Source organism: Streptomyces sp. NPDC001231, assembly GCF_042896885.1.
Classification (GTDB): domain Bacteria; phylum Actinomycetota; class Actinomycetes; order Streptomycetales; family Streptomycetaceae; genus Streptomyces.
Window position 1 is genome coordinate 1 of the sequence record NZ_JBIAXS010000027.1, and the last position, 25,208, is coordinate 25,208.

At 71.1% G+C, this 25,208-nt stretch carries 14 protein-coding genes; 6 read left to right on the forward strand and 8 right to left on the reverse strand.

The features are described from left to right. Both ACFY3J_RS28505 and ACFY3J_RS28510 read right to left on the reverse strand, forming a co-directional pair. The coding region (locus ACFY3J_RS28505) for a beta-ketoacyl synthase N-terminal-like domain-containing protein (protein WP_390842016.1) at nt 1-4,361 on the reverse strand (4,361 nt) is incomplete at its 3' end. Between the two features lie 168 nt (nt 4,362-4,529). Next, nucleotides 4,530-5,564: a GDP-mannose 4,6-dehydratase gene (locus ACFY3J_RS28510; RefSeq protein WP_141356607.1), complete on the reverse strand. Its 1,035-nt coding sequence runs from the start codon at nt 5,562-5,564 to the stop codon at nt 4,530-4,532. A gap of 286 nt (nt 5,565-5,850) precedes the next feature. Here ACFY3J_RS28510 and ACFY3J_RS28515 point away from each other — a divergent pair, with 286 nt between their 5' ends. Together ACFY3J_RS28515 and ACFY3J_RS28520 are read left to right on the forward strand one after the other, a co-directional pair. Next, nucleotides 5,851-7,599: an ABC transporter ATP-binding protein gene (locus tag ACFY3J_RS28515; RefSeq protein ID WP_390842017.1), complete on the forward strand. Its 1,749-nt coding sequence runs from the start codon at nt 5,851-5,853 to the stop codon at nt 7,597-7,599. Next, nucleotides 7,580-9,415, forward strand: coding sequence for an ABC transporter ATP-binding protein (locus ACFY3J_RS28520; RefSeq protein ID WP_390842018.1), 1,836 nt, complete (start codon nt 7,580-7,582; stop codon nt 9,413-9,415). The genes ACFY3J_RS28515 and ACFY3J_RS28520 overlap by 20 nt, the downstream gene beginning before the upstream one ends. A gap of 14 nt (nt 9,416-9,429) precedes the next feature. Here ACFY3J_RS28520 and ACFY3J_RS28525 read toward each other — a convergent pair whose 3' ends face one another. Next, complete coding sequence (locus ACFY3J_RS28525; protein WP_384186204.1) at nt 9,430-10,323, reverse strand: LysR substrate-binding domain-containing protein; 894 nt, start codon at nt 10,321-10,323, stop codon at nt 9,430-9,432. A gap of 139 nt (nt 10,324-10,462) precedes the next feature. On the opposite strand from ACFY3J_RS28525, the gene ACFY3J_RS28530 reads away from it, so the two are divergent. Both ACFY3J_RS28530 and ACFY3J_RS28535 read left to right on the forward strand, forming a co-directional pair. Further along, a complete protein-coding gene (locus ACFY3J_RS28530; protein ID WP_384186201.1) occupies nt 10,463-11,797 on the forward strand; it encodes an MFS transporter in 1,335 nt (444 codons plus the stop codon). A gap of 43 nt (nt 11,798-11,840) precedes the next feature. Continuing rightward, nucleotides 11,841-13,496, forward strand: coding sequence for an amidohydrolase (locus tag ACFY3J_RS28535; protein ID WP_390842019.1), 1,656 nt, complete (start codon nt 11,841-11,843; stop codon nt 13,494-13,496). Nucleotides 13,497-13,769: 273 nt separating this feature from the next. Here ACFY3J_RS28535 and ACFY3J_RS28540 read toward each other — a convergent pair whose 3' ends face one another. From ACFY3J_RS28540 to ACFY3J_RS28550, 3 genes are read right to left on the reverse strand one after another with little or no spacing between them, the layout of a single operon-like run. Next, entirely contained in the window at nt 13,770-15,143 is a 1,374-nt protein-coding gene (locus ACFY3J_RS28540; protein WP_384186196.1) for an APC family permease, read from the reverse strand. A gap of 55 nt (nt 15,144-15,198) precedes the next feature. Continuing rightward, complete coding sequence (locus ACFY3J_RS28545; RefSeq protein ID WP_390842020.1) at nt 15,199-16,428, reverse strand: C45 family autoproteolytic acyltransferase/hydolase; 1,230 nt, start codon at nt 16,426-16,428, stop codon at nt 15,199-15,201. Between the two features lie 58 nt (nt 16,429-16,486). Continuing rightward, complete coding sequence (locus ACFY3J_RS28550; RefSeq protein WP_384186190.1) at nt 16,487-17,275, reverse strand: polysaccharide deacetylase; 789 nt, start codon at nt 17,273-17,275, stop codon at nt 16,487-16,489. A 115-nt stretch (nt 17,276-17,390) separates the two neighbouring features. Here ACFY3J_RS28550 and ACFY3J_RS28555 point away from each other — a divergent pair, with 115 nt between their 5' ends. Further along, nucleotides 17,391-19,178 carry an ABC transporter substrate-binding protein gene (locus ACFY3J_RS28555; protein ID WP_384186187.1) on the forward strand — a complete coding sequence of 596 codons (1,788 nt, stop codon included), beginning with the start codon at nt 17,391-17,393 and terminating at the stop codon, nt 19,176-19,178. 249 nt (nt 19,179-19,427) lie between these two features. Here ACFY3J_RS28555 and ACFY3J_RS28560 read toward each other — a convergent pair whose 3' ends face one another. Further along, a complete protein-coding gene (locus ACFY3J_RS28560) occupies nt 19,428-20,585 on the reverse strand; it encodes an alanine racemase (RefSeq protein WP_384186184.1) in 1,158 nt (385 codons plus the stop codon). Between the two features lie 266 nt (nt 20,586-20,851). Here ACFY3J_RS28560 and ACFY3J_RS28565 point away from each other — a divergent pair, with 266 nt between their 5' ends. Beyond that, nucleotides 20,852-21,445: a cupin domain-containing protein gene (locus tag ACFY3J_RS28565; RefSeq protein ID WP_390842021.1), complete on the forward strand. Its 594-nt coding sequence runs from the start codon at nt 20,852-20,854 to the stop codon at nt 21,443-21,445. Between the two features lie 180 nt (nt 21,446-21,625). Here the strand turns inward: ACFY3J_RS28565 and ACFY3J_RS28570 are convergent, their stop codons facing one another. Next, nucleotides 21,626-25,015, reverse strand: coding sequence for a S8 family serine peptidase (locus tag ACFY3J_RS28570; protein WP_384186179.1), 3,390 nt, complete (start codon nt 25,013-25,015; stop codon nt 21,626-21,628). Nucleotides 25,016-25,208: the final 193 nt, after the last annotated feature.

Below are 25,208 nucleotides of genomic sequence, written 5' to 3' on the forward strand. Positions count from 1 at the left end.
GCACCCGACTCCGCCAACTCCGCCACCAGCTCGGCCGCACCCGCGGCCTCACCACCACGACGACTGACCAGAACCAGCTCACGCACCCCGTACCCAGCCACCAGATGACGCGCCAGCACCGCACCCAGACCACCGGTACCACCCGTCACCAGCACCACACCCTCCCCACCGAACGCCGGAACGGCCTCGGCGGTGGGAGCGGGACGACGGACCAGACGGGCGGCACGGAGTTCGTCGCCGCGCACGGCGAGCTGCGGCTCCTCGGAGGTGAGCGCGGCGGCCGGGAGGGCGGGGGTGTCCTGCTCGGCGTCGAGGTCGACGAGGAGGAACCGGCCGGGGTTCTCGGACTGCGCGGAGCGCACCAGGCCCCAGACCGCGGCGGCGGCCGGGTCGTGGCCGGTGGTCGCGCCCCGGGTGACCAGGGCGAGCCGGGAGGCGGCGAACCGCTCGTCCTGCTCGAGCCAGGTCTGTACGGCGGCGAGGGCGTCGGCTGCGGCGCGGTGTGCGGCGGTGACCGGGTCGGCGTCCGGGCCGGTGCCGGTGAGCGGCAGCAGAACGGTGTCCGGGACGGCGCCGTCGGCGGCGGCGAGGGCCGCGAGATCCGGGTGGACGGCGAGGTCGCCGAACTGGGGCAGGGCGCGCAGGCCGAAGGGGTCCTCACCGACCAGTACCGCGGTGCCGGAGGCGGCGGCCGCCGTCACGGTCACCCAGTCGAGGCGGAACAGGGCGTCGCGGACCAGCGCGGCGGCGGCGTCGATCTCACGGGCCGCGACCGCGCGCAGGATCAGCGAGTCGGCGGACAGGACGAGCTGTCCGGCGTCGTCGGCGACGGCGATCGTGACGGCGTCACCGGCCGCCGGGGCGAGCCGCACCCGCAGGGTGGTGGCGCCGCTCGCGTGCAGGCTCACGCCCTCCCAGGAGAAGGGCAGTCCGCCGGCGGCGCGCTCGTCGAGGTCGACGAACGACGCCGCGTGCAGGGCGGAGTCGAGGAGTGCGGGGTGCAGGCCGAAGGACTGGGCGTCGGTGTGGCCGGACTCGGGCAGGACGACCTCGGCGAACACCTCGTCGCCGCGGCGCCAGGCGGCCCGCAGGCCCTGGAAGAGCGGGCCGTAGCCGAAGCCGCCGTCGGCGAGCCGCTCGTAGAGGCCGTCCACGGGGAGGGCCTCGGCGTCCGCCGGGGGCCAGACGGTGGCGTCGAAGTCGGTGGCGGCGCGGGAGGGGGAGAGCACACCGGTGGCGTGGGACGTCCAGGGGGCGTCCTCGTCGGCGTCGGGGCGGCCGTAGACGGTGAGGCTGCGGCGGCCGGACTCGTCCGGGTTGCCGATCCACAGCTGCACCTGGACGCCGCCCTGCTCGGGCAGGACGAGGGGCGCCGCCAGGGTCAGTTCGTCGACGCGGTCGCAGCCGACCTCGTCGCCGGCGCGGACGGCCAGTTCCAGGAAGGCGGTGCCGGGCAGCAGGGTGGTGCCGCGGACGGTGTGGTCGGCGAGCCACGGGTGGCTGAGCAGGGAGATCCGGCCGGTCAGCAGGGCGCCCTCGGAGTCGGCGAGGGAGACCGCGGCGGACAGCAGCGGGTGGTGGGCGGCGCCGAGTCCGACGGAGCGCAGGTCGGCGGCGCCGCCCTGGACGGCGCGCGGCCAGTAGCGGCGGCGCTGGAAGGTGTACGTCGGCAGGTCGGTGCGGCGGACTCCGGTGCCGGTGAAGCAGGCGTCCCAGCGCAGCGTGGTGCCGTGGGTGTGCAGCGCGGCGAGCGCGGCGGTGAAGGTGTGGTCCTCGGGGCGGCCCTCGCGCAGCGCGGGCACGGTGAGGGCGTCGGAGCCGGCGGCGTCCAGGCAGTTCTGTGCCATGGCGGACAGGACGCTGTCGGGGCCGAGTTCGAGGAAGGCGGTGACGTCGTGCCGGGCGAGCCAGTCGATGCCGTCGGCGAAGCGGACGGCGTGGCGGACGTGGTCGACCCAGTAGTCGGGTGAGGTGAGCTGGGCGACGGTGGCCGGCTCACCGGTGACGTTGGAGACGACGGGCAGCAGCGGGCTGTGCAGCGTGAGGCCTTCGACGACGCCGCGGAACTCGTCGAGCATCGGTGCCATGAGCGGCGAGTGGAAGGCGTGCGAGACACGCAGCCGGCTCGTCCTGCGTCCGTCGGCGGCCAGGCGCGCCGCCAGCTCGGTGACGGTGGTCTCGTCGCCGGAGAGGACCACGGCGGAGGGGCCGTTGACGGCGGCGAGGGACACCAGGTCCTCGTGGCCGGCGAGCAGCGGGGCGACCTCCTCCTCGCTCGCCTGCACGGCGACCATCGCGCCGCCCTCGGGCAGCGCCTGCATGAGACGGCCTCGGGCGGCGACCAGGGTGGCCGCGTCGTCGAGGGAGAGCACTCCGGCGACGTGCGCGGCGGCGATCTCGCCCACCGAGTGGCCGGCCAGGTGGTCCGGCTTGACCTCGAAGGACTCCAGCAGCCGGTAGAGCGCGACCTCGACGGCGAACAGCGCGGGCTGCGCGTACTCGGTGCGGTCCAGGCGGGCGGCGTCCTCGCCCCACAGCACCTCGCGCAGCGGCACCTCCAGATGGGGGGTGAAGGCGTCGAGGGCGGCGTCCAGGGCGGCGGCGAACACCGGGAAGCGGGCGGCGAGTTCGCGGCCGGCGCCGAGGCGCTGGGCGCCCTGCCCGGTGAACAGGACGGCGAGGCGGGTCTCGGTCCTGGCGGTGCCGGTGACGGTGTCGGCCAGGGCCGCCGGGTCGGTGCCGTCGGCGATCGCGGTCAGCCGCTCGGTGAGGCCGGGCAGGCTCGCGGCGAGCAGGACGGCCCGGTGCTCGAAGGCGGTGCGGGTGGTGGCGAGCGAGTAGGCGGTGTCCGTCAGCGCGGGCGGGGTGCCGGTGCCGAGGGTGGTGAGCAGGGCGGCGGCCTGGGCGCGCAGCACCTCGGGGCCTCGGCCGGAGAGCAGTACCGGCACCACGCCGGTGACGGCGGCCGGGGTGCTCGGGGTGTCGTCCTCGGTGTCGGCGGGCTCCGGCTCGGGGGCCTGCTCGACGATGGTGTGGGCGTTGGTGCCGCTGATGCCGAAGGAGGAGACGGCCGCGCGGCGGGGGGCGCCGGTGGCGGGCCATTCGGTGTTCTCGGTGAGGACGCGGACGGCGCCCTGGGACCAGTCGACGTGGCGGGTGGGCTCGTCGGCGAGGAGGGTGCGGGGCAGCACGCCGTGCCGCATCGCCATGACCATCTTGATGACACCGGCGACACCGGCGGCGGCCTGGGTGTGGCTGATGTTGGACTTCACCGAGCCGAGCAGCAGCGGCTTGTCCTCGTCACGGTTCTGGCCGTAGGTGGCGAGCAGCGCCTGCGCCTCGACCGGGTCGCCGAGGGTGGTGCCGGTGCCGTGCGCCTCGACGACGTCGATGTCGCCCGCGGAGAGCCGGGCGTTGACGAGGGCCTGCTCGATGACCGCCTGCTGCGAGGGGCCGTTGGGGGCGGTGAGACCGTTGGAGGCGCCGTCCTGGTTGACGGCGGTGCCGCGGACGACGGCGAGGATCTCGCGGCCGTTACGGATCGCGTCGGAGAGGCGCTCCAGGACGAGGATGCCGACGCCCTCGGCCCAGCCGGTGCCGTCGGCGGTGTCGCCGAAGGAGCGGCAGCGGCCGTCGGCGGACAGTCCGCCCTGGCGGCCCATCTCGATGAAGGTGCCGGGGCCGGACATGACGGTGACGCCGCCCGCGAGGGCGAGGGTGCACTCGCCCGCGCGCAGCGCCTGGGTGGCGAGGTGGAGGGCGACCAGGGAGGAGGAGCAGGCGGTGTCGACGGTGACGGCGGGACCGACCGTGCCGAAGGTGTACGAGATGCGGCCGGACAGCACGCTGCCGGTGTTGCCGGTGAGCTGGAAGCCCTCGGCGCCGTCGGCGGGGCCGACCCGGTAGTCCTGGGCCATGGCGCCGATGAAGACGCCGGTGCGGCTGCCCTTGACGGAGGTGGGGTCGATGCCGGCGCGCTCGAACGCCTCCCAGGCGGACTCCAGGACGACCCGCTGCTGCGGGTCCATGGCGACCGCCTCGCGCGGTGAGATGCCGAAGAAGTCCGCGTCGAAGTCCGGCGCGTCGTGGAGGAATCCACCGCGGGAGGTCGGCGAGGAGGCGAGCGCCTCCATGTCCCAGCCGCGGTCGGTGGGGAACGGGGTGACGCCGTTCTCGCCGGCCTCCACCATCCGCCACAGGTCCTCGGGACTGCTGACGCCACCGGGGTAGCGACAGGTCATGCCGACGATGGCGATCGGTTCCTGGGCCGACGACTCCAGCTCGCTCACACGCCGCCGCGCGCGTCGCAGATCGGCGGTCGCCAGCTTGAGGTAATCCCGGAGCTTCTGTTCGTTGTCCATCTCAACCCATCCCGACGGCCGACGGCCGTACACGCATCGCCGAAATCTCTGCGCCGTGCTGCAGAACACCGACTCGCCACATGGCTCTCCCCGGCAGGAGAAGCCATGAGGCGAGTCTGGAGGGAGGCCCGGCAGGAAATCCCTAGAACTTGGAGGGGCTTTCGCCCGTTACCAGCTGTGCGCCAGCAGAAGGTCGTCGAGTTCGTTCTGCCGGGAAACGAGCGCGAGGTCGGCGTCGACCATCATTCGCATGAGTTCCGGGAAATCGACACTCGGCTTCCAGCCCAGCTGGGCCTGCGCCTTGGAGCTGTCGGCGCACAGCACCTCGACCTCGGCGGGCCGCACGAGGTCGGGGTCGATGACGACGTGGTCCTCCCAGTCGAGGCCCACGTGCTCGAAGGCGTAGCGGACCGCGTCGCGCACGGTGTGCATCTCTCCGGTGCCGATCACGTAGTCGTCGCCGGCGTCCTGCTGGAGCATCAGGTGCATGGCGCGGACGTAGTCGCCCGCGTAGCCCCAGTCACGGACCGCGTCCATGTTGCCGAGGGCCAGTTTGTCCTGGAGCCCCAGCTTGATGCGGGCGACCGCGAGAGAGATCTTGCGGGTCACGAACTCCTGGCCACGACGGGGCGATTCGTGGTTGAACAGCATGCCGGAGACCGCGTACATACCGAACGACTCGCGGTAGTTGCGGGTGATGAAGTGACCGTACGCCTTGGCCGCGCCGTAGGGGCTGCGCGGGTGGAAGAGCGTGGTCTCCCGCTGCGGCGTCTCGGCGACCTTGCCGAACATCTCCGAGGAGGACGCCTGGTAGAAGCGGATCTGGCCCTCGGGACCCGCGGTGCGGGACATGCTCAGTCCGCTCACCATGCGGATGGCCTCGAGGACGCGCAGCACGCCCATGCCGTTCACCTCGGTGACCAGCTCGGCCTGCTGCCAGGACATCGGCACGAACGAGATCGCGCCGAGGTTGTACACCTCGTCCGGCTGTACTCTGTCGACCGCCGAGACCAGGCTGGCCTGGTCCATGAGGTCGCCGTCCACGAAGGACAGTTCGGAAACGAGCCGGCTCACCCGGGACTTGCGGGGGTTGGCCTGGCCACGGATGAGACCCCACACCTGGTACCCCTGCGACAGCAGGTGCTCCGCCAGATAGGACCCGTCCTGGCCGGTAATTCCGGTGATCAGTGCGCGCTTGGGCATTTCATTCCCATCTCAACCGCAAAGAGACCGTCCAAACGCTGCGCTCGGTCGACGACCTGGCCTCGAGAAAGCTGTCCGGACGATAGACACCGGCACGTTCCCAAGCGGCGGAAGTCAATGTCAACGCTTCTCGAACTTACTAGGGAATTCCCGGGTGGGCCGATGCGGCCGGGGCGAACACTAGGGAAATCCGGGTGCGTTGCGGGATCCAATGACCGGGTCGGCGTGCCGGCCGACTCCGTTCCAACGGGCGGCTCCTGGCCGCCGTCAACCGGGGTGTCATTCCGTGCTGTTGAGACTCATGCGCACACGACTGCGCCCCTACTCGGGTTCCGTCGTCGCTCTGGTCGCCCTGCATCTGGTGCAGATCCTCGGCACGCTGCTGCTGCCGACGCTGGGCGCCGCGCTCATCGATGAGGGAGTCGTCCGCGAGGACAGCGATCGCATCGGCGCCATCGGCGCGACGATGGCGGTGGTGGCGCTGGTGCAGATCGCCGCGGCGCTGGGTGCCTCGGCCCTGGGCGCGCGCACCTCCACCGCCCTGGGGCGGGACCTGCGCTCCGCGGTCTTCCGCCGCGTGCTGGACTTCTCCGCCCGCGAGATCGGCCGCTTCGGCACCCCGTCCCTGCTGACCCGTTCGGTGAACGATGTGCAGCAGGTGCAGAACCTCGCCCAGTCCGGGCTCGGCATCTTCGTCGCGGCCCCGCTGATGTGCCTGGGCAGTGTGGTCCTCGCGCTGCGCCAGGACGTGCCGCTGGCCCTGATCCTCGTCCCGATGGTGCTGGTGGTGGGCGTCTGCTTCGGATTCCTGCTGGCCCGTATGGCCGCGCTGTACGCCCGGCTTCAGCGGACGCTGGACCGTCTGGGGCGGCTGCTGCGGGAGCGGATCACCGGGGTGCGCGTGATGCGCTCCTTCGCCCGCGACTCCTACGAGAGCGAGCGTTTCACCCGCACCAACGAGAAGCTCTTCGGCCTGTCCCTGGGGGTGGGCCGGCTCATCGCGGTGATGCTGCCGTCGGTTCTGCTGCTGATGAACCTCTTCACCCTGGCGCTGCTGTGGGTGGGGGCCCGGCGGATCGACGCGGGCAGCATGCAGATCGGCTCGCTCAGCGCCTTCCTCAGCTATCTGTCGCTCATCCTGATGTCCGTGGTGATGCTCGCCTTCGTGTTCCTGAACGTGCCGCGGGCCCGGGTGTGCGCGGAGCGGATCACGGAGGTCCTGGACGCGGAGACCGACGTCGTCCCGCCCACCGCGCCGCGGCCCATGACGGGTCCCGCCGGGCAGGTCGAGCTGCTGGACGCCGAGTTCCGCTACCCGGGCGCCGAGAACGCCGTGCTGCGGGACCTGTCGCTGACGCTGAAGCCCGGTGAGCGGGTCGCGGTCCTCGGCAGCACCGGCTCCGGCAAGACCACGCTGCTGCACCTGATCCTGCGGCTGGTCGACGCGACCGCGGGCGAGGTGCGGATCGGCGGCACGGATGTACGCGAACTGGACCCGTCGGTGCTGGCCGGCGCCGTGGGCTACGTGCCGCAGCGGCCGTACCTGTTCGCCGGGACCGTCGCGACCAATCTGCGCTTCGGCCGGCCGGACGCCACCGACGAGGAGCTGTGGGAGGTGCTGCGGGTCGCCCAGGCGGACGACTTCGTGGCCCGGCTCGGCGGCCTCGACGCGGAGATCGCCCAGGGCGGCACCACCGTCTCCGGCGGCCAGCGCCAGCGGCTGGCGATCGCACGGGCGCTGCTGCGCCGCCCCGCCGTCTATCTCTTCGACGACGCCTTCTCCGCGCTCGACCAGAGCACGGAGGCGGCGCTGCGGGAGGCCCTGGTCCCCCACACGGCGGGCGCCACCGTGATCACCGTGGCGCAGCGCGTGGCCTCCGTACGCGACGCCGACCGGATCGTCGTCCTGGACCAGGGCGGCGTCGCCGCCACCGGCACCCATGACGCGCTGCTGCGCGACAGTCCCACCTACCGCGAGATCGCGCTCTCGCAGCGCACCCGAGAGGAAACCGCTCATGGCGCCGGACGTCCCTGAGGAGCGCGAAGAGGCGCCAGAAGAAGAGGCGCACGAATCGGACCGGCCGGTCCGCCGGCTCGCCGGTCTGCTGCGCCCGCACCGCCGGTCCGTGGGCCTCGCCCTGGCGGCGGGTGTCGTCGGCATCCTCCTCAACGCCTTCGGCCCGCTGCTGCTGGGCCGCGTCACCGACCTGATCGCCGACGGCGTGCTCGGGCACGGCGGACCGGCCCCGGGCGTCGACTTCGGGGCGCTCGGCAGGCTGCTGCTGATCCTGCTGGTTCTGTACGTGACGGCGTCGGTGTTCATGCTGGTCCAGAACTGGCTGGTGGCATCGGTGGTCCGCCTGCTCATCCACGACCTGCGGCACCGGGCGCAGGAGAAACTGGCGCGGCTGCCGCTGCGCCACTTCGACCGGCAGCCGGCGGGCGAGACGCTCAGCCGCAGCACGGACGACGTCGACAACCTCCAGCAGACCCTCCAGCAGACCCTGACCGATCTGATCAGCTCCGTGTTCTCGCTGGTCATCATGCTGTCCCTGATGCTGATCATCTCGCCGTCGCTGGCCGGGGTGATGCTGCTGAGCGTCCCGGTGTCGGGGCTGCTCGCCGCCTGGATCGCCAAGCGGGCCCAGCCGCGGTACGCCGCCCAGTGGGCCGCGAGCGGCAAGCTGACCGCGCACGTCGAGGAGATGTGCGCCGGGCACGCGCTGGTGAAGGCCTTCGACCGGCAGGCGGAGGCCGAGCGGCGCTTCGACGAGCGCAACGAGGCGGTGTACCGGGCCGGTGCCGGAGCCCAGTTCGCGTCCGGCGCGATCGAGCCCGTGATGATGTTCGTCGCCAACCTCGGCTATGTCGCGGTCGCCGTCGTCGGTGCCTGGAAGGTCGTGGACGGCTCGCTGACGCTGGGCGACGTCCAGGCGTTCATTCTGTACGCACGGCAGTTCAGCCAGCCGATCGTGGAGATCGCCTCGGTCGCGGGCCGCCTGCAGTCCGGGGTTGCCTCCGCGCAGCGGGTGTTCACGCTGCTCGACGCGCCGGAGCAGGATCCCGAACCGCGCCGCCCGCTCGCTCTGGAACGCACCGAGGGCCGGGTGGAGTTCCAGGACGTGTCGTTCCGCTACTCCCCCGACGTGCCGCTCATCGAGGGGCTGTCGCTGTCCGTGGAACCCGGCAGCACGGTGGCGATCGTCGGCCGGAGCGGCGCCGGCAAGACCACGGTCGCCAACCTGCTGATGCGCTTCTACGAGATCGACTCGGGCCGCATCCTCCTGGACGGCACCGACATCGCCGCGATGAACCGGGACGACCTGCGCTCCCGCTTCGGCCTCGTCCTCCAGGACACCTGGCTGTTCAAGGGAACCATCGCCGAGAACATCGCCTACGGGACCCCGGGCGCGACCCGCGCGGACGTCGTCGAGGCAGCCCGCGCGACCTGCGCCGACCGCTTCATCCGCACCCTGTCGCAGGGGTACGACACGGTCCTGGACGACGAGTCCGGCGGTGTCAGCGCCGGGGAGAAGCAGCTGATCACGGTCGCGAGGGCGTACCTCGCCCGGCCCGCCGTGCTCATCCTGGACGAGGCGACCAGCTCCGTGGACACCCGCACCGAGCTGCTGATCCAGCGGGCCATGAACACCCTGCGGGCGGGCCGGACGAGCTTCGTGATCGCGCACCGCCTGTCCACCATCCGGGACGCCGACGTCATCGTCGTCATGGACTCCGGCCGCATAGTGGAACAGGGCACCCACGACCAACTCCTCGCGGCCCAGGGGGCGTACGCCCACTTGCACGCGTCCCGAGCCGACGCACCGACGGCCGAGGCGACGACCGGCTGACCGGCTGACCGCGTTCACAGCCCCGGGAACCGCCGCCTGCGTTCGTCGCAGTAGTCGCGCAGGCCGTCCACCAGGGCGTGAATCGCGGTACGGGCATAGTGCGAGGCGTCCCACCCGGCATACAGCGGGACCGTCAGTGGCCCGTCGGCGGTCCGCACGACCAGTTCCGTGAGGCCGAAGCGGGCGTCGTCCGTGACCAGGCACGCTCCTCGGCCCGCCGCGGCCAGCGCCTGCGCGAAGGCCGAGGAGCCGGTCTCCGACACCCCGGCGGGCGTGAGGCCCGCACGGCTGATGGCCTCGTCCACGACGAGGCGGGCCACATTGGAGCGAGTCATCAGAATGAGCGGTTCGGTGACCAGCTCGGCGAGAGTGATCGTGGTGCGCTCGCTCCAGGGGTGACCGGCGGGCACCTGCGCGACGACCGGCGTTCGGCCGAGGAACGCCGACTCCAGTGGCGCCGGCGCCGGAGTCGTGGAGATGCCGAGGTCGGCGTCGCTGCGCATCAGCGTGTCGAAGACCTTGCTGGGTTCCTCCTGCAGGGCGTCCCGCAGCGTGGGTCCCGCGGTGGCACCACCGGCCATGAACGGGGCCAGCATGTAAGCCACCGTGGAGGGGGAGGCGACCACGGTGAGGGCAGCGCCCTCGCCCTGCCCGGCGGCCGCCATCGTCTCGGCGGCCTGCTCGGCACGGCGTACCAGGTCCTGGGCGATGGGCCGAAAGCGGCGGCCCGCGGCGTTCAACGTCAGGGAACCGGGGCGGCGCGTGAACAGCGAGACGCCCAAGTCCTTCTCCAGTGCGCTCAGTTGACGCGACAGTGACGGCTGGGCGACATGCACCTTGCGCGCCGCGGCGGTGACCGAGTCGGAGTCGGCGACGGCGAGGAAGTAGCGCAGCACGCGCAGCTCCATGAATGACCTCCGGGCCTTCGCGGCACCCATGCCTCAGAGGCATGGGGATCTTACCCATCAAGTATTAGACGGCATGAGTGGCCGAATTCAAACTGAAGGCACGTCCTGTTCACCGCCTGGCCCGTCCGCCGGAGGCCCCATGAACGTCCCGTCCCCCGCCGTCGGGAGATCCCGTACTTCGAGCCAGGCCCGCCGTGCGGGTCTCGCCTCGTTCGTCGGCACCACCATCGAGTGGTACGACTTCTACATCTATGGAACGGCCTCCGCGCTGGTCTTCGGCAAGCTGTTCTTCCCCGACGTGTCGCCCGCCGCGGGTGTGCTCGCCTCGTTCGCCACCTTCTGGGTCGGCTTCCTCGCCCGGCCGCTCGGCGGGATCATTTTCGGCCACTTCGGCGACCGCATGGGCCGCAAGGGCACCCTCGTCACCACGCTCCTCCTGATGGGAGTCGCCACCTTCCTGGTCGGCGTGCTGCCCACGCACGCGCGGATAGGGGTCGCGGCACCCATCCTGCTCGCTCTCCTGCGCGCGGTGCAGGGCATCGCGGTGGGCGGTGAATGGGGCGGCGCGGTCCTCATGGCGTCCGAGAGCGCGCCCAAGGGGCGGGCCTCCTTCTTCGCGATGATGGTGCAGCAGGGCTCACCGGCCGGCGCGATCCTGGCCACCCTCGTCTTCCTCGCCGCGGGCACCCTGGACGACGCGGCCTTCCTGTCCTGGGGCTGGCGTGTGCCGTTCCTGCTCTCGGGGCTGCTCGTCGTCGTGGGCCTCCTGATCCGGCTGAAGGTCGAGGAGTCGGACGACTTCGCACGGGTCAAGGAGCGCGGCGACGTGGTGAAACTCCCGGTCGCCGAGGTGCTGCGCACCGGCTGGCGCGTGGTGCTGCTCGGCATCGGCGCCTCGATCATGGGCATCTCCGCCGCGTACTTCACCAACACGTTCGTGCTCTCCTGGACCACCAACGAACTGCACATGAACCGGCAGACGATGCTCTACATCCTGCTCGGGCTCTCCGTGGTGCAGTTCGTGTGGCAGCCGATCGCCGCGCTGATCTCCGAACGGGTCGGCGAGGCCCGGTTCATGGTGTGCTCACTGCTCGCCAATGTCGTCGTCGCCGCCCCGATGTTCCTCATGATCGAGACGGCACGGCCGCTCCTGGTGTTCCTCGGCATCGCGCTCGCCATGATCAGCGGCTCCGGGTACTACGCCGTCCTGGCCGGATTCCTCGCCCGTGCCTTCCCGTCCCGTGTCCGCTACACCGGCATCTCCCTCTCGTACCAGCTGTGTTCGACGCTCATCGGTGGCACGACCCCGCTGGTGGCGCAGGCCCTGCTGACGTCGGGCGGCGGCTCCGTCTGGCCCGTGGTCGCGTTCTACGCCGTCCTGCTGCTGCTCACCACGGTCTGCGTCGCCGTGCTCGCCCGGGTCACCGACCGGCGGGCTCCGCGGCCGCAGGCCGCTGCGGCGACGGCCGCCTGACCCACCGACGTACCTCCTGCCCCCTCCCAAGGAGTTGATCCCCGTGCGCCTCGACGCCGTGTTCCGCAACGGACGCTTCACCACCCTCGACCCGGACCGCCCCACCGCCACCTCGCTCGGCGTCTTCGGCGGCCGGATCGTGGCCCTCGACGAGGAGTTGGCGGGCTGCACCGCCGACACGGTCGTCGACCTCGGCGGCGCACACGCGGTTCCCGGCTTCAACGACGCGCACCACCACCTCAGTTACGTCGGCAAGGGGCTGCGCGAGCTGGACCTCTCGTATGCGGCCGTGCCCAGCCTGGAGGCGCTGTACGCCGCGGTCGCCGAGCGGGCCGCGGACCTGCCCGAAGGCGCCTGGGTGCTCGGCGCGGGCTACGACCAGAACAAGATCGGTGCCCACCCGACCGCCGAGGCCCTCGACAGGGCGGCCGGAGGCCGTCCGGTCTGGCTGGTGCACACCTCCCACCACATGGCCGTCGCCAACACGGCGGCCTTCGCGCGGGCCGGGCACTCCGACCTGTCCGCCGTGCCCGACGTGCCCGGTGGTCATGTCGTACGCGACGCGGAGGGACGGGCCGAAGGACTGCTCCAGGAGACCGCGATGCGCCTGGTCGAGCGGGTACTGCGCCCGGAGCCGGCCGAGGAGTGGATCGCCCACATCGCCACCGGCGCGCGAGCCGCCCTCGAGGTGGGTCTGACCAGCGTGACGGAGCCGGGCATCGGTGCCATCGACGGCATCGGCAACGGGCCCGCCGACCTGGACGCCTACCTCCGCGCACGCGAACGAGGCCTGCTCGGCGTGCGGATGACGGTCATGCCGTACATCACCGCGCTGCACGACTGCGGCGCCTTCGAGCCGGGCGCCACCTGGTACGGCCTCGACCTCGGCCTGCGCACCGGGCTCGGCGACGAGTGGCTCCGGATCGGGCCGACCAAGATGATGTCGGACGGCTCGCTCATCGGCCGGTCGGCGGCGATGTGCTGCGACTACCACGACGCGCCCGGCAACAGCGGGCTGCTCCAGCACGAGCCCGAGCAGATCCGCCGGTACATCGTCGAGGCGCACCGCTGCGGCTGGCAGATCGCCACGCACGCCATCGGGGACGCCGCCCTCGACGTCGTACTCAACGCGTACGAGGAGGCCCAGCGGCTGCACCCGCGCGCCGATGTCCGCCACCGCGTCGAGCACGCTGCCGTGACCAGCGACGCACAGGTCGCCCGCTTCGCCGAGCAGGGCCTGATCCCGGTGCCGCAGGGCCGGTTCCTGTCCGAGACCGGCGACGGGCTCCTCACGGCGCTCGGTCCGGTCCGCAGTCAACTCGTCTACCGCATGCGGTCGTTCCTGGAGGCGGGCGTGGTGCTGCCCGGCTCGTCGGACGCCCCCGTGGTCGCCTCCGACCCGCTCCTCAGCATTGCCGACATGGTCAACCGCCGCACCGCGTCGGGCGCTCCGATCGCCCCGCACGAGGCGGTCACGGCACGTCAGGCGCTGCACGCGTACACGGTCGGCTCGGCCCACGCCGTCCACGAGGAGCACATCAAGGGCACCCTGGCCCGTGGCATGCTCGCCGACTTCGCGGTCCTCAGCGACGACCTCCTCGGCGTGACCCCCGACCGCATCGCCGGCCTGACGGTCGGGGCCACGGTCGTCGGCGGACGGGTGGCGTACGACGCGGGGGCACTGAAGATGGTGGCCTGAGCGCTTCCGCCGAGCGGGCGCACGCCACCATCGGGGACCACGGCCAACGTTGACGGGAACGGGCCACTCCACGAAGCCCTGGGCATCGCCATCACCTACGAACACGCAACAAGGACCCCGACCGTGAGGCCGGGGTCCTTCGACGTCGAGTCCGCCCTGGTCACCCGACCGGCCCGGACAGGGGCTGATCGGCGGCAGGCACTCCTTCGGCCGCAACTGCGAGTGTCAGTCGGCCGGTTGGGGCATCCGCCTGCTGCTCACGGCTCGGCCTCGTCAGGCCTCGGCCATGTCGAGGTCCGGGGGCGCGACACGGAATCCGCGCGTCATCGCCACCAGGTGGACGAGGCCGACACCCAGCCAGCAGAGGCCGATCACAAAGGCCTGTTCGGAGAGGCTCGTCCAGAGCCACACGCTCAGGGCGAGTCCGATCACCGGAGCCACCAGGTAGCGGAGGATCGGTCCGGCGCCGCGCCGCTTCCCGTCGATGACGTAGTGCTTGACGGTGGCGATGTTGACGAGGGAGAAGGCCGTCAGCGCGCCGAAGTTGATCAGTGAGGAGGCGAGGGTGAGGTCCACGAAGAGCGACACCAGGCCGATGGCGCTCACCACGAGGGTGGCGCACACCGGGGTGCGCCACACCGGGTGCAGATGGCCGAAGACCCTGCGCGGCAGCACGCCGTCGCGGCCCATCGAGAACAGCACGCGGGACACCGTGGCCTGCTGGGCCAGCACGGCGCCGAAGCAGCCCGCGACGAACGCCGCGGTGAAGAACGACTCGAAGAGCTTGCCGCCGACCGCGCGGACGACGTCGAGGGAGGCGGCGTCGACGCTCGTGTAGTTCTGCCAGTGCGGGACGGCCAGGCTGGACACCAGGGAGACCGCGATGAACAGCAGCCCGCCGAGGAGTGTCACCAGCAGGATGGCGCGCGGGATGGTGCGCCGCGCGTTCCGGGTCTCCTCGGCCAGGGACGCCACCGAGTCGAAGCCGAGGAAGGAGTAGCAGAGGATCGCGGCACCGGCGAGGGCGGTTGCGGTGCCCGGGCCCCGGCCGGCCAGCGCGTCCCACAGGGAGGGGATCTCCTGGCCTCGGGCGGTCCTCACGGCGAGCAGCGCGAACAGCACCAGGAAGACGGTCTGGGCGAGCACGATCGCCGAGCTGACCTTGGACAGCATGGTGATCCCGACCATGTTCAGGACGGTCACCAGCGCGATGGACCCGGCGATCCAGACGCCCTGCGGGACGGCGGGGAAGGACTGGTGCAGATATACGCCGATGACCAGGTAGGCCATCATCGGCAGCAGCACGTAGTCGAGCAGGATGGTCCAGCCGCCGAGGAAGCCGACGTGACCGCCGAGGGTCCGGCGTGTGTAGGTGTACGCGCCGCCGGTGGCCGAGTACGCACCGGCCATGGCCGCGTAGCTGGCCGCCGTGAAGAGCATCGCGACGAGCGTGATCCAGTACGACGTGACGACGTGGCCCTCGGTCATGGTGTTCACGACGCCGTAGGTGGTGAACGACGCGAGCGGCATCATGTAGGCCAGGCCGAACATGACGGCGGCGGGTAGGCCGAGGACCTTGCGCAGACCCTCGGCGGCCGGGGCCTGGGCCTGGTGGGAGGTGGGGGCGGGGGTGGTCGGTGAGGTCATGGTCATGGGTTCCTGGTCTGGAAAGCGGTGCGGAGGTCGGGTGGACCGGTGTGGGTCAGGCCTGGGCCACGTACTGGGGCCGGGTCCGGACCGGGACCGTGGGGTCGGTGGGGTCGCGCAGGAGGTCGGCGTAGTCGACGCGCAGGCGGGGAGTCGCGCAGGGGTTGCCCTCGCTCAGGTGGAGCGCACGCTGTTCGAGGTCCATGACCACCGACATGACGGTGGTCCACCGCGACGCCGGGGCGGAGCGTTCGTCGGGGTGGCAGCAGATGGAACTCGGTGCGTCGGTGTGGTCGCGCAGCGCCGCGTCCAGGGCGTCGAGCGTCACCGGCTCCGGGCCGGGGCCGGAGACCAGGTCGCGGATCCGGCCGAGCCGCACATAGCTGTCGGGCATCGCCCGCACGGCCAGGTCGTGACCGCGGCCCGCGGGGAGGGCGGACAGGAAGTGGTTGGTGTGGGTGAGCACGCCGTTCTCGGCCACGACCGGCAGTACCCCCTCGGGGCCGCCGGGCAGGCACTCGATGTCGAGAATGGCCCCGCCCGCCGCGCCGACCAGGTAGTTGCCGGAGGAGGCCCGTCGGTGCTCCGCGAGGATCCCGACCGCGTCGTGGACGTTCCGGCAGTCGGCGAGCGCGCGGATCAGCACATGGAAGGGGATGCCGGGCGAGCCGTCGTCACGGGAGCTGATCAGGGTGTTGAGCGCGATGCCGACCCCGTGGGCGTTGAGGGTGGTCTTCGCCAGGAGTCCGGCCTCGACGAGGGTGACGAAGTTCGGACCGTCCTCGCGCTCCACCTCCAGCACCACCACGGAGTCGACGCCGTGCACCAGCCAGTCCCAGTTCTGCGCGACCAGGGTGACGCCGTCCGCGGTGCGGTGCGGAGCCAGCGCGAAGGAGGTGCACTCCCCGGGACCCCGGCCGGCCGGGGCCTCGGCCGGCCCGTGGGCCGCGTCGGCCGGGGCGGGCCCGTCCGTCTGCGCCCACCAAAGGATCTCCGTACGGCAGTTGATCGTGAAGATGTCCTCGAAGGGCAGACCGGCGCCCTCGGCGATGCCCGCCATCTCCTCGACCAGCTCGGGGTACGCCGTCGTGACCGCCGGAAGGTGGCGCCGCGCGAAGGCGACGGCCTCGGGCCAGGACAGGCCCTGCTCGGCGAAGGAGCGCTCGTACCCGTCCCGGGCGGAGTGGACCTGCGGCCGGGCCCGTTCCCCGTACTGCACGCCGCGCTCCCGCGCGGTGCCGCGGACACGGATCCGCGGAAAGGCAGGTGCGAGGGTGTCGTGCATGGGGATTCCTTCGGTCGCGGGTTCGCCGGCGTGGTCGCTCGGGCCGGCCGGCGGATGGTCAGGCGCGGGCGAGGCGGGCGGTCTCATGGGCGGTGCCGAACCAGGCGCCTTCCTCGGCGAGTTGGGTCAGGACCGTGTCGAGCATGGCCAGCCGCGAGGGGCGTCCGATGATCATCGGGTGCATCGTGAGCATGACGTGGCCGCCCAGTGCCGCGATACCGGAGATCTCCGGACGCCATACGTCGAGGACCTCGCGCGGGGAGCGGATGGTCTTGTTCCAGGTGTCGTTGGCGAACCAGAAGTGCGGGGCGTCGTCGAGGATCCAGGAGACGGGCACCTCGACGAGGTCGTGGGCTGCGTGCCGGTAGGGAACGATGTGGTCGAGCAGGTTCGAGCTGTACTCGAAACCGTGCTCCACCAGGAGGTCCAGGGTGTTGGCGCTGAAGTCCCAGGACGGGGAGCGGTAGCCCGTCACCGTCGCGCCCGTGGAGCGCAGGATCGCCAGCCCCTCGCGCAGCTCCCGGCGCTCCTCGGCGGCGGACAGCTCCGTCGGCGAGGTGTGGGTGAGTCCGTGGTGTGCGATCTCGTGCCCGGCGGCCAGGATCGCCCGGATCGACTCGGGGTGGCGTTCGGCGTCCCGGCCGCAGCAGAAGAACGTCGCGGTGATCGAGTGCCGGTCGAGCAGTTCCAGGAGGAGCGGCACGGCCACCCTGGGGCCGTACGCGCCCTGGGACAGCACTCCGGGGCGGTCGGCGTTCCGGGGGTTCTCGCCGATCCACACCTCCTCGGCGTCGAAGTCGAAGCTGATCGTGGCTCCGAACCGGTGCCCCTCGGGCCAGGTGAACATAGGCGCTCTCCTCGATGCGACTGCTCGATGCGACTGACGACGCTGCTGACGCCGAGACGGCAGTTTCACGCCACCTGCCGGGAACGACATGCGTCATTTGACGTATGCTCCGGCGATGACTGCGAGCCCCGTGCCCGGCAGGCCGGGCCAAGGTCTGCGGGGGCACGATCCGTCGGGTGCCGCCCCGTCCGGTCCCGGCGAGTTCACCGCCGACCACCTCGGCCGGACCGTGGTCCTGCGCGGCGCGGTGCCGCCCGAGCGGCTGGTGCTGTACGCGAGGGGGTTCCTGCTGCTCAACCGGCCCGAGGTGCAGTTCGTCTACCGGGCCGACGGGCTCTGGCTGGATGTCCGGATGGAACGGCACCGGGCACGGGGGGACCAGCAGGACCACGCCCTGGTGAGCACGGGTGAGGTGCGCTCGGCACGGGGCCTGACCCGGCGCGAGATCGACGTGCTCACGCTCGTCGCGGTCGGGCTGACCAACACCGAGGCCGCGGAGCGGCTCGGCACCCGGCCCCGCACTGTCTCGACCCAGGTGGAGCGACTGCTGCAGAAGCTGGGTCAGCGCAGCCGCGCGGGCCTGGCGGCACTGGCGGTGGACAGCAATCTGCTGGCGCTGCCGATGCCGGGCGGGGTCGAGGACGTGGCGCAGGTGGCCGTGGTCGGGGTCGAGAGGTTCGCCACGATGTTCCGCACGGACCCCGAACGCATGTGGGCCCCGGCGCCGGCGTCCGCCCGGAAGCCGATTCTGCTGGGGAGCCTGGTGTCGCTCTCCGGCAGCGCCGCCGAGGACGGTGGGGAGCACCTGCGCGGGACGGCGCTGGCGGTGGAGGAGATCAACGCGGCCGGCGGGATCGGCGGGCGCAGGGTCGAGCATGTCGTGGAGGACTGCGACATCGACGATCCCGACGCCGTGCGGACGGCGATGAACCGGCTGGTCACGGCCGAGGTGGACGCGGTCACCAGCAACTACTTGAGCGCGGAGAACCCGTTCCTGCTGGAGATGGCCGCCGACTACGGCAGGCCGTTCCTGCACCTCGACACCTTCGAGCGGCACGCGGAGCTGGTGCGGTCGGATCCGCTGCGCTACTGGATGGTGTTCCAGACGTGCCCGTCGGAGAAGTACTACGCGTCGGCGTTCGTGCGGTTCGTCCGCGGGCTGGAGAACCACCGCCCGTACTCCCCGCGCAGCCGGACGGTCGCCGTGGTCGAGATGGACAGCCCGAGCGCGCGCATCGCGGACAGCGGCCTGGGTGAGTCACTGGCGTCGGTCGGCTGGTCGGTGGCGCTGCGGTCGACGGTCCCGGTCCGCCGGGTCGACTGGGGGCGGGTGGTCGAGCGGATCACGGGCGCGTCTCCTGATCTGGTACTGGTGGCGCACTTCGTTCCGGACGAGATCGCGGTGCTGCACCGGCTGCTGCACGAGTCCGGTTTCCCGGGCCTTGTGCACTACGTCTACGCCGCGTCGCTTCCCCGCTTCAGGAACCTGCTGGGGCCGCTGGCCGACGGCGCGGTGTGGAGTTCGACGACGTCGCGGACGGACTCGGTGACGGCGACGCGGTTCCAGCGCAACTACCTGCTGCGGTACGGCGTCGAGCCGGGGCCCACACAGGCGAGCGCGGCCTTCGACCAGGTGCAGTTGCTCGCCTGGGCCTGGGCCCGCAACGGCGGGACGGTGCCCGCGGGGACGTGCCGGGCGCTGCGCGAGGACGTCCACCGCGGGCTCAACGGCATCTACAGCTTCGCCGACGGCGGACAGTCCCCGCTGAGCTTCCCGGACGGCACCTCGGATCCGACGCTGGGGCAGCCCCTGATCACGTCGCAGATCCAGAACGGGCGCTCGGTGGTGCTGAGCCCGCCGGACTTCGGCTCGATGAGCCGGCTGCACCTGCCGCCCGGCTGAGCCGACCACGGCACGCTCTGTTTGACGCAAGGCGGTCGGACGCGGCGGGATCGAGGCCGCGTTCGGCGTCGGGCTGGTCCGCCCGGAAGCAGGGGCCCGCCGCGAGGGATCATGCGATGCTCCGGACCCTGTATCACGCCGGGCTCCGCTCGGAGAGGCATCGCTGCTGGACAAGCCAGACGTGCTCGTCGATTGCGCCAACGCGAATACGATGACTACCCGGCCTTGGAGCAAGGCCCGTTCGTCCGGTCAGTGGAACTGCGGGTGCCACACCTCACGCGTGTGGCCCTGCTCGTCGACCACAGCAATGTCGGGCCAGCGGTCGAAGGCGGAGCACGGGTGGGAAATGCCGAGGTCGACTTCGTCGCCAACGCTCAGCCCATGTGCCTCGGTCAAGATCAGGTGGTGGTCGTACATCTGGGCGGCGGTCGCCGTGACAGCCGTTCGCCGCGCCCCTTCCGCGTCCCGTGCGCTCAGGAACACGGGCAGGCCGGCGTCATGGGGCAGCTCGCGTTTCCCGGCGCCGACGACGGCACGCCCTGGTTCTGGCGTGGACAGCACGACCGCGCGGACCGTCAGCGCTGCGCGCAACCCCGGCAGGGGTGACACGTGCTCGTATGTGCCGTGGTCGTGAGTGACGTAACAACCGGATCGCAGAACGGGCACCATGGGCAGGCCACTCGGGTTCTGCGCGAGTTCCGCAAGGGCATGGATGACGCGGTCGGGGAAAGCGGAGCCGCCCATGGTGAAGACGGGCTGTGTGATCTCATACAGCGGGAGGAGACGGCGGTACACGGCGATCGCCTGTCGGCAGTGCTCGTCGACCTGCGTCAGCGTCTCAGCGTCGCGGCGATTGGGCCTGACTCCTTCATAGCCTGCGACGCCGGCAAGGCGGAGTCCGGGGGCCGCCTTGACCGCTGCGGCAAGTTCAACGGCTTGGGCCGGCTCCCGCACGCCCGTGCGGCCTCCGTCCGTTCCGATGTCAATAAGAACTCGCAAGGGATTGGGGGCGCCTTCCATGGCTGCCCGGGCGAGGTCCACTCCGGTCAGGGAGTCGGCGAAGCAGTAGATCTCCAGCTCCGGCATCTCGTTCAGCCACCGTCGGATGAGGGCGAGGTCGGCTCGGTGGACCACCTGGTTCGCGATGATCAAACGCCGTGCTGCCCAGTCCAGAGCTGTGCTCGCCTGCGTCACGGTGGCGACGGTGACGCCCCACGCCCCTTCGGTCATCTGCCGCTCGACGATCGGCCGCGTCATGGTGGTCTTGATGTGTGGAGCCAGTTCGACCCTCCTGTCACCGCACCATGCGGCCATGAGCTGAACGTTGTGCTCCAACGCGGAGAGATCGAGACGCAGCTGCGGCAGTTGCCGTGTTCGGCATCCTCCAGATGGCGTGTCGTGAGCCATTGGTCCTCCGTGCATGCTTGAGCGACCCGGTGGAGCCGGGTGTTGCGGATCCAGGGCGGCGGAGCGATCGGCGACGCGGCGCGGGGCCCCTCCGTTCTGGCACCTGCTATGGCTGCGGCCCCGCCATGTCGAGCCGGGCGGCATCGATACACGTGATGGCTGACACCCAGATGCGTCACACATACAGGACGGAGCGTAGATTATTTAAGACGCTCACCGCAAACACTATGCTGGACGCCGCATCGCATTTACTAGAGGAGCAGTCCGTGTCGACCGTGGAGCACGCGCATACCTCCCCCGAGCCCCCCGGCGGTGACGGGATCGGCCAGTACCTCCGTCGCGAGCGACTGGACCAGGGCCTCACGCTGGAGAAGCTGGCCGAGAAGACGGGACTGTCACGCAGCTATCTCAGCAACGTCGAGCGGGATGTGAACAGTCCGACGATCAACACGCTACGCACGATCGTCGACGCCCTCGGAACCACACTCAGCCAGTTGTTCCACGCGGTGGACCGCGAGCACCGTGTACTCACGCGCCCCGATCAGCGCGTTGAGCTCACCCGGTCAGGTGTGGAGGGGGTGACCTACACGCTCCTCAACCCGAAGCATGGAGGCAGGATCGAGATGATGATGCTCGAGGTCGCCCCCGGTGCGTCCTCGGGGGGCAATCCGCACACCCATGGCGGAGAGGAGGTCGGCCTCCTGCTGAGCGGGGAGCTGGATTACTGGGTCGATGGCGTGCACTACCGTCTGCAGCCCGGCGACTGCGTCGGTTTCGACTCCTCCGTCTCGCACCGCTACAGCAACCCTGGCGATGTACCGGCAGTCTGTGTCTGGACGGAGACGCCCCGCGGCTTTTGATGGGCCGTCAAGCCGGATCCCCGTCCGGGCCTCACGCGTAGGCGCCCGGCAGGTTGTCGGCTTGCCGGACCTCCAGCGATCTGTACCTGGACTGCGCCCCGGTGATCACGGGTGGGGGCAGCAGGTGGCCGGCCGGGCGGGCCGCCCGTTGCGGGGGGACCGCCCGGCCGGACTGTGTGGTTACCGCACGTCGTAGGCGCGGGTGATGGTCTGGGTGACCGCGTTGCCGTTGGCGTCGGTGAGGGTGACCTTCAGTGTGACCTGCTTGCCGGCGGCGCCGGTGTTGTCGAGGACGGCCGTCCACTTGCCGTCCCGCTGCTCGGTCGGCGCCTGGGTCCAGGTGGTGCCGCCGTCGTAGGAGTACGACAGCGAGGCCGCCTTGATAGCGCCCGGGGTGTACCCGGCGTGGCCCTCGGCCGACAGGCCGACCTTGATGCCGCTCTGCGCGGGCAGGGTGTTCAGGCCGTCCACCGGTACGTCGTACACCGGGTGGAGGAGCGGCAGGCCGCGCGAGTAGACGTCCGGCTCCCGGTGCGAGCGGAAGCTCCAGGTGGTGTCCGCAACCGTGGAGCGCAGCCAGTTGCGGTCTCCGGAGTAGATCTTCTCCAGGTGCTGGGTGAGTTCGTACGCGGAGTCCTCGTCCGGCACCTCGAACACGCCGTAGGGGTCGATCCTCCGGCCGATCTCTTCGCCGTTGCGCTTCAGCTTCAGGTTGCCGATGTCGCCGAACGACCCGCCGTAGGACCAGTGGTCGCCGGAGCCGTCGACCCAGAGCGCGTTCTGGATGCCGATCAGGTTGCCCTGCCGCTCGGCGGCCAGCATCAGGTTGCCGTCGGCGTCGCGCGCCGCGCCCGGCCGCAGGGGACCGCCGTACCACTCCTCGGTGCTCCGCTGTCCGGCCTTGTAGGTGCGCTCCTGGTCACCCATGAACGCGGCGAACGGGAAGCTGGTCATCGCGCCGTGGTACCAGGCGTCGTCGCCGGTCGTGTAGTAGGCGGTGCGGGTGGCGGGCACGTGGACGTTGCCGTACGCGCTCACCGGGATGTACGCGCCGCTGCTGCCGGAGGGGCGGATGAACAGCGCGTCGATGTAGTCGGCCTCCTTGCCCATGGCGTTCCACGTCTCGGTGACCTGGGCCAGCTTGGAGTCCTTGGGCTTGTAGACCTGGTCGGACTGCAGCGGACCCGGGGTCGGGAACGACAGGTTGTAGACGTAGGGCGAGCCGTCCTCGGAGCCGCTCGCGCGCCAGGTGGGCCGGAACTCGAAGGTGCCGTTCTTGGCGCGTCCGTCGACGTCCGCGTAGAACTTCTGGACGGTACCGTCTGCCGTGAGCGTTCCAGATATCTGCCAGGTGTCGTCCCACGTGCGGGCGTAGCTGAACGTGGTGTTGTTCACCGTCGAGGGCCGGTCGGTGTGCAGGCTCAGCTGGTGAGCCTTGCGGGCGTCGAGGACGACGGTGGCGTCATGGGTGATCCGAAGCTGCGGGTGTGCGAGGTAGCTGACCGATTCGACGGCGTTGTTCGCGTCGTAGCTCGCCACGAAGCTGCTGAGGGCGTAGTCGCCCGGGCGCACCCGGTATGTCTGCTCGGTCGCACCCTGGTTCTTGCGGCGCTCGCCCTTGTCGATGTCGAGGCTGACGAGGTCCAGGGAGGAGGTGCCTGTCGCGGGCTTGCCGTTGCGGTCGATGGCCTTGACCCGGAGGGTGACCGTCTCCGGCTGGACGTAGAGCGTGACGGGCACGGAGACGTGCACATCGCCGCTGGTGGCCAGGATCCGGCCGGTGACAGCGCCGTACTGGGCGTCCTTGAGGTGGGCGGTGGGGTCGATCCGCACCGGCACCTGAGCGGTGGCCCCCGCGGGGACCCTCACCTTGTTCTGCTCCAGCTTGATGATGTCGGAGTTGACGTCGCTGCCGTCGTTGCCGTGCACACCGCCGGCCTTCAGGCTCAGGGTGAGGTCGCTGCCGCTGGTGTTGGTGAAGGGCACCTGCACGGTGGTGCGGTCCGAGGCGTCCTGCGGCCAGTTGTAGCTGCCGGCCTGGACGGCGGGCGCGGAGAGCACCTTCTGGTTCACCGCGCCGAACACGTCGAGGACCCCGCCGCCGGTCTGGTCGGCGCCTGCGACCTTGCCGCCGGTGCGGGCGGAGGAGACCAGGGCGGCCTTGATCTGCTGTGCGGTCCAGTCCGGGTGGGCCTGACGGACGACGGCCGCGGCGCCCGCGACATGCGGGGTGGCCATGGAGGTGCCGGACATCGTCCGGTAGGCGTAGACGCCGCGGCCGCCCGCGCTGGCTGCCGAGATGTCGACGCCGGGGGCGGCGATCTCAGGCTTGAGGGTGTGGGTGACGGCCACGGGGCCGCGGCTGGAGAACTGCGCGGTGGTGTCGTCGCGGTCGACGGCACCGACGGTCAGCACGCCGGGCACGCAGCCGGGCGAGGAGACGGTCTCGGTGCCCGGACCGGCGTTGCCGGCGGCGACGACGAACAGGGTGTGCTTGTTCTTCGACAGCTCCTGCGTGGCCTGGGCCATCGGGTCGGTGCAGTCGCCGATCGTGGGGTTGCCCAGGCTCATGGAGACGACGTCGGCCTGCTGGTCGACGGCCCACTGCATACCCGCGATGATCCAGGAGTCCTGGCCGTAGCCTGCGTCGTTGAGGACCTTGCCGACGAGCAGGGAGGTACCGGGGGCGACACCCTTCTTGCGGCCGTCACTGGCCGCTCCGGACCCACCGACCGTGGAGGCGGTGTGGGTGCCGTGACCCTGCCGGTCGTCGGTGGTCTTGGAATCCGTGAAGTTCTTGGCCGCGGCGACCTGGTTCACCAGGTCCGGGTGCTCGGCGTCCACGCCCGTGTCCAGCACGGCGACCTTGGTGCCCTTGCCGTCGTAGCCGGCAGCCCAGGCCTCCGGCGCGTGCACCTGCGTGGTGGACCGGTCCAGCGTGGTCTCGACCTTGCCGTCCAGCCACAGCTTCTTCAGCGTGGAGGCAGAACGTGAGCGGGTGTTGGTGACGTCCTGCCAGAAGGTGGCGGCAGTGTCCTTGCCCGCCCTGAGCGCGACGCCGTCCACGGCCGGAAGGCTCAGGCCCCGCTCGGCCCCACGAGGAGCCGCCGGCGCGCTGTCGGCAACGTTCACGCCGTTCTGGTAGGTGGCGATGAGCGGCAGCGTGTCGGTGTGTGTGTCGTCGTATCCCTGGCGGATGAGTCCAGTGACGTTGAACAGCTGCTCGTCGACCTTGCCCTCGGCGATCGCCTGGGAGGCCTCCTCCGGGTAGACGTAGAGGTCCTTGCCCATCTGGTAGGTCTGGACGATCGGCTGCGTACCGTCGGCGCGCGGCAGCACGGCCGCCGAACTGCGGCCCGACGTGTCCGTGGTCACCAGTACCTTGTCGCCGGTGATGAGTGTGACCGGCACCTGCTTGCCGCCCGTTGCCGCGGTCCCGCTGCCGATGACGGGCCTCTTCCCCGAGGCACCGTCAGGCGGCGCATCCGCCGCCCCGGAAGGCGCTGCCGCGGTGACGGCCAGGACGGCGGCGATTGCCGCGCCCAAGGCTATTCGCGTTTTGGGGGGCATGAGTCTCCCTACTTGACGCCGTGAACATGCCATGCTGCGGGTGCAGCCTGGCAGACATACGGATCGCGTAGGCATGCCGCGCGTGACGGGTTTCCCGCATGTCGGTTTTCCGTCATGCGGTCACGTCGACTGGTTCGTCGGCTCGGTGGGGCTTCGGGTCCGGCAGGTGGGGGTATGCCCCTGCGTGCTGACG